This window comes from Halogeometricum sp. S3BR5-2, assembly GCF_031624635.1.
Taxonomy (GTDB): domain Archaea; phylum Halobacteriota; class Halobacteria; order Halobacteriales; family Haloferacaceae; genus Halogeometricum; species Halogeometricum luteum.
The window spans coordinates 1-5981 of the sequence record NZ_JAMQOQ010000013.1 but is presented as its reverse complement, the minus strand read 5'-3'; the positions used below and the strand labels follow the sequence as shown (position 1 = coordinate 5981).

Sequence of the window (5981 nt, the reverse complement as noted above, 5' to 3'; positions counted from 1 at the left end):
ACGAACTGGATTATGACGAACGGGTCGTTCCGGGCGACGTGAGCGGTTCTGACTGGAAAACGGCCTACAACTACCTTCGGTCTATTGGAGATAACCAGTTCAATCTCCCCGAACTCACGTCGTCCCGTCCGGAGAAACCGCCCGCGGATAGCGTCTCGTCGGGCAGTAGTGACGTGTGGGACTATGTGAACTCCCTCTTCGACGCACGGGAGGCGTCGGACAAGGAAGCGCGCAGAGAGGCGGCAGAGGCTATCATGGCCGAAACGGAGTTCATCTACGTTGACACGGACGACCGGCTAATGTCCTACAACGCGGAGACCGGTGTGTTCGAGGGAGGCGGTGAACGTGAGGTTCGCCGGATAATCGCCCGCGAACTCGGCCGCAACTTCTCGACGAGAGACAGAGACGAGATACTGGCGACGATAGAGGACCTAACCGCGGTTGACGTGAAGGACTTGAACGCCGCGAACCACGCCGAGAAGCTCCGATGCGTGAAGAACGGCGTCATCAACATAGAGACGCGGGAACTGCTCGAACACTCGCCTAAGTACAACTTCACCCGTCTAATCCCGGCTACGTATGACCCGGACGCCGAGGCACCGAACGTTGACCGGTTCCTCACGGAGATAACGTCCGCAGAGGACGAGAAGAAAACGTTAGAGGAAATGGTCGGTGCGACGCTTCACCCGTCATATGTGAACAGCAAGTTCCTGTTCCTGTTCGGGGAAGGGAAGAACGGGAAGGGTCAATACTTCACTCTCGTCCGGGAGTTCCTCGGACACGACAGCGTGGCGGGGAGAGGGCTTCACGAACTCGGAAACGACCGGTTCGCTAAGGCAGACCTGCACGGAAAACTGGCTAACATCGGTGGCGACATAGACGATAGGAAACTAAAGAACGTGGGTGAACTGAAGCGTCTAACCAGCGGTACGGACGTGGTGACGGCACAGCGTAAGTTCGGCCAACCGTTCGAGTTCGTCAATAGCGCGACTATGTTCTTCGCGGCGAACTCTCTCCCGGCGATAGAGGACGGGAAACGGTCAATGGCCCGCCGTGTCGTTCCAATCCGAATGAAAACGGAGTTCGTCGAGGACCCGGACCCGGAGAACCCGAACCACAAACAGGCCCGACCGGAGGAGGAACTGATAGCCGAAATGACGACGGAAGAGGAACTTTCCGGCCTTCTCAACGTCGCCCTTGACGGATTAGACCGTCTCTCAAAGAACGGCGACGTGTCCCTTGAACGCGCACCGATGGAACGTCTGGAATACTTCAAGAAGCACAGTGACCCGGTCCACCGCTTTGCATCGGAGTGTGTCGAGAAGGAACCCGGTTCTGTCGTCTCAAAGTCCGACGTGTATGAGTTCTACAAAGAGTTCTCCGAAGGCATAGGAGAGGCGGTGAGGTACACGAGTGTGTTCTGGCGTGTGTTCAAGCAGAGTTTCCACGTCGAGGAGTCCCAACCCCGCGGAGACGACGGGAGGGAGCGTGTGTTACTCGATACGGCGTTCTCCGAGGATGCACTGGCAGAGTTCGGTTCCGAGCACCTGATTCGGAAGTACGGCGAAGAATCGAAGAAAGAGGAGGACACCGCCACGTATCGAACGATAGCGGCCGCGTCGGACAGTAACCGGGCGTATGAGTCCGTGAAAGGAACCGTCGCTTCGGTGGTTGAACTCGGGGATAGTGGCGGTGAGAAGGCCGTTGTAACGGGAGAAACCGGTGCCGTTGACCTCGTTATGTGGGACTCTGACGGGTTCCTATCCGGTCTCGAAGGCGAAGAGGTGGCTGTTCGGAACGCGAGTGTCGGTGAGCATGAGGGGAAGGTTCAGCTACAACACGTCGAGAACGTCACCGATGTGTCTGTAGACTCCGCGTCACTCCGTGAAGAGGGACAGTCCCCAGTCACGGCGGACGGAGGCACGGCCACAGAGACGGAGACGCCTGAGTGGGCGCCCGCGTTATGGGGAGCCGTGCGTTCAAAGGACGCTGGAGACGGCGTAGACGAAACAGAACTGTGGACCACGCTCGGGGACAGGGACGGCTTCGATGTCTCACTGGCGCAGGGAATCGTTGACCGTGCTCATGAAAAAGCGTACCTCGAACGGACGCCGAACGGGCTGGCGGCCACCGCGAAACTCGAACGGGTGGCCACAGACAAGCTGAACGGAGGGGACGGCCGATGAACGCGAATATGAAGTGTCCCGACTGTCACGCAGAGTATCGACACGTCGACGGGAGTACGTTCATCTGCGAGGGTTGTTCGGGCAGACTGAACCAGACGGGTGTACTCCAACAGACGGTACTCGTCGACGACGTGGCCGGGATGATAGTCGGCGCGGCGGCGGCCGCGGTGGTGTTCATTCCGATGTAGCGCATCCCTCGATAACGACCGCCTCGACCCACCGCGCGCTGCTTTTAGGGTACTCGCTCCCGTACTGTGACATGTATGAGCGAGAAAGAGATGAAGCGGCGAAGCCGGCTCGCGGAGAACGTAACGAGCGGACTCTCACGAAACGAACGGGAAACGTCGATTCACTTCTTCGGCGACAGTGACACGTTCGAGATTACCACGTACTCGACGGCGATAGTCCGGCAGATACTGAAACACTCTCTCGCGGAAATTGAGTGGGTATATCTCGTGGACCGCGACGGCAGCGGGAAGGGTCGGGCATCGGTCGGCCAAGCGGATGACTCGCGGGGCACGGGAGTTGAGGGCGTCTGTGCCTCCCTGCCACTCGGGGCACTCTCGGTGAAGGGGACTCGGAGGGCCTCCGACAGACCGTCCGGTGTAGTCTGCACCCCGGAGGAGAGCGAGGCGGCGCGGCGTCGGTTCGGAGGGTCGGAATCGTCCCCAGAAGGAGGTGAGGCCGATGTCTAAGGCGCGACTCCAGACGCCGGACGGCATGACCCTCGACGACGACGTGGTGATAGCAACGACGAACGGTTCAAGCTGCGTGTTCCATCGCCCCGCAGACGGAGAATCCGAGGAACCGGCGTGCCCGACCCGCCCGAACAACTCTCGCAGAGTGACGCTCCGTGTTCTCGCCGGTCACAAGCAACCGTGTCAGAAGGAGCGGTGCTACGGAGGCGGTGGAGACTAATGGCGAACCTTCCGAGTGGGTTAGGCGGTGGCGGCAGTGACGAAATCAACACGGGCGGTGACCCCGGCGGAGACGCGTATCAGGCAGACGACCGTGACGATGACGATGATAACGACCGTCGTCGAACGAACCGGCGGAGTGGTGGGAGTATCCCCGGTGCGCCGCGTAACCCCGCGGGCATCAACACGGGAGATACGCCGGCGGAGAACTATCAAGCTGATAGCGGGGACTCCGGTTCGTCCGGCGGTTCTCGTGACTCCGGTTCATCGTCCGGACAGAACATCGGTTCGACGCCGGGCGGCAGTGTCGGACAAGGATTGGAGACTGGCTCAGACGCCTTCTCGCAGTCCACAGTGGACCGTGCGCGTCAACGAGAGCAGGAGGTACTGGACCGTTTCTCGTCTCTCTCTGAGGATGACGTGATAGTTCGCGGTGGGAATGACGGACTCTCCGTGACTCTCACTGAACGCGGACGGCGTCGAGTGTCTGATTCCTCGGATATCTCGGCTACCAGTGCCATCGAGGGGAGCATCACCCGGACGCGGGAAGATCCCACTGCGGCCGATGACTCGAACATTCAGACGACGCGAAACACGGTCGGCAGTATCACTCGCAACCGTGACGACCCGACTGGGGACGATGACACCTTCCGACCGACTATCTTCGGCGGCCCCACCCCGGGTTCAGGCGGGCAGAGTATGCCTTCGTCCCCGAGTAGTTCGGGCAGTATCGACAGACAGCAGCAGCGTGAACAGTTCGGGGATTTCGATTGGTCGTTCGGTCTCGGCGGTCCGGAGGACGAAGTGGAACGTACTCTCGGCTCTCTCAGTCGGGACTACGACCGATTCGCCCGCGGGGTCTCAGTCGTGCCGGGATTCACACAGGACGCCGTGGCGCTCGAAAGAACGGGTCTCAATCTCCTCGACGCGACGGCCGGTGAAGGTTCGTCTGACTTTCTCCGTGGTATCTCGGGCGACGACCGGGCCGGTCCCGTCGAGGACCTATCCACGTCGGTCGGCCAAGGTATCGTGAGTGGCCTGAATCCGGCGGCGGCGGCGCGGCAGGGATTGGAGACCGCGGAGTTCGGTGCCTACGCCGTCAATGAAGTGTCGCAGGGACGCGGGGACGAACTGGCAGCGGACACTCTCGCAACCGCTGGCTTAGTCGCGTCACAGTCACGGGCGTCCTTCGAGGCGGACCCGGTATCATCATCGGGCCGGTTCGCCGGCAACCTCGCGGCGGGACTCGCGGGCGGCCGTGCCACCGCCACTGGAATCAACCGACTGTCGGGCGGGCGATTGTCCGGGTCCGATTTGACGTATAGAGCGATTCAAAGAGCGTCGGACGCGGAGGATGTACTCCCGCCGTTCCGCTCCCGGTTGGTCGGACGTGACCGCGGGCAAGTTGACCTCTCCGGGTTCGCGGGTTCGTCTGACGACACGGTGACGCTCGGCGGCGACGACCTGGACGTGAACGTTCGCGGGCCGGATGATTCGGACGCCTTAGAGCAACGTGTCCGGCAGATGGAAATCCGAATCGACAGGCGGCAGAGCCGTGAAGCCGAACAAACGCTCGCGGATGAACCTGTGGAACCCGATGTTCGGACGGCAGACGTAGGGGTGAGCGGCGGGAGTCTGTCCCCGCGGGAGTACTCGACTGCGAACCGCGGCCCCCGAACGACGGCACCGGACCTTCAACGAGTCGGGGACGCTCGGCGCGCATCTTCCAGTGCAGGGTCTCTACTGTCGCCCCGGGAGAGTAGCCTCTTCGCCACGCGGATTCGTCAGGGGTATCTTGAGGGCGTCCCGGGCGAGGACCTGCGGGGGGCCGGACTCATCGACGAGGCGTTAGAGGCGCGTGAGGCGGCCGAGAGTTCGTCGTTCATCGGTTCGTCCGTTCCTTCCGGTGCGTCAGATGCGGCCGGTGTCGGGACCGGTAGTGGCCTTCTGTCCGGCGCTCTCTCCCGACAGGCGGAGGCACAAGAGACGGGCGTCGGTGTGACTACGGGACTGGCATCCGACGCCGTGGCCGGCCAGTCTCTCGGGAATATCCCGGACGCCTCGACGGGGGTGGAGACGGACGTGAGTACCCGGACGGACACGCCGACTGATGTAGACGTTGGACCGGACATCCTCGGCCGGACGGCGACGGGCGTGGATACGAGACTGCGGACCGATACGGACCTGAGTCTGCGGTTCGACACGCCCGACACCGACGCGCCGTTCCGACCGCCGACCCGGAACGATGACGACCGACGCCGGTACGACTTCACGTCTAATCCCCCGCGTGGACGCGGCCGTGTTCCGTGGCCGGACTTGGATTCGGGTGGGTCGGAGAATGAGGACACGTTCGGGTTCGGCGGGGAAGAGGCACAAGTGTCCTTCGAGACCGCGGACCTCGGGTTCGGCGGGGACGGCGACAGCCCCGTCTCGGAGGATTGGTTCTGAATGGTGGACTGTAGCACATTCACGGCAAACCCGTTCAACGGAGGGAACGCAACGAGCTTCCTCGATAGTGCACTCTGTACCTACGATATGGGGTTCGGTCTCATGTTACCGGCCACGATTGTGTGGTTCACCGTGTTGACGATGATGTATATCCGAACGCAGAGTATCGTCATGCCGCTCGTAATGACGTTAGTCGTCGGTGCGCCGATGATTACACTTCTTCCCGCGGATGCCCGCCAGATGATTGCGACCGGGATACTCGGCGGTGGCAGTGCGTTGTTCGTTCTGTTGCTGGATAGACTGGATACCTAACTCTCCTTCTCTCGTCTCTCGTATGATACAGTCTTCAGTAGAGTGTAACACCCGGACCATGGCAACAGTACGAAACACCCTTTCTCAGCGAGTTAGACGGCACCGGAAAGACTTAGTT

5 protein-coding genes are annotated in these 5981 nt (G+C 61.3%); all 5 read left to right on the top strand.

The window, feature by feature from the left end; genetic code table 11:
• The coding region (locus NDI79_RS23435; protein ID WP_310931048.1) for a phage/plasmid primase, P4 family at window positions 1–2186 on the top strand (2186 nt) is incomplete at its 5' end.
• Window positions 2183–2374 (top strand): hypothetical protein, encoded by a 192-nt coding sequence (locus NDI79_RS23430; RefSeq protein ID WP_310931047.1) that lies wholly within the window; start codon window positions 2183–2185, stop codon window positions 2372–2374. The genes NDI79_RS23435 and NDI79_RS23430, both read left to right, overlap by 4 nt.
• Before the next feature lie 75 nt (window positions 2375–2449).
• Window positions 2450–2881, top strand: a complete 432-nt coding sequence (locus NDI79_RS23425) for a hypothetical protein (protein WP_310931046.1) — start codon at window positions 2450–2452, stop codon at window positions 2879–2881.
• 222 nt (window positions 2882–3103) lie between these two features.
• Window positions 3104–5551 (top strand): hypothetical protein, encoded by a 2448-nt coding sequence (locus NDI79_RS23420; protein ID WP_310931045.1) that lies wholly within the window; start codon window positions 3104–3106, stop codon window positions 5549–5551.
• Complete coding sequence (locus NDI79_RS23415; protein WP_310931044.1) at window positions 5552–5863, top strand: hypothetical protein; 312 nt, start codon at window positions 5552–5554, stop codon at window positions 5861–5863.
• Window positions 5864–5981: the final 118 nt, after the last annotated feature.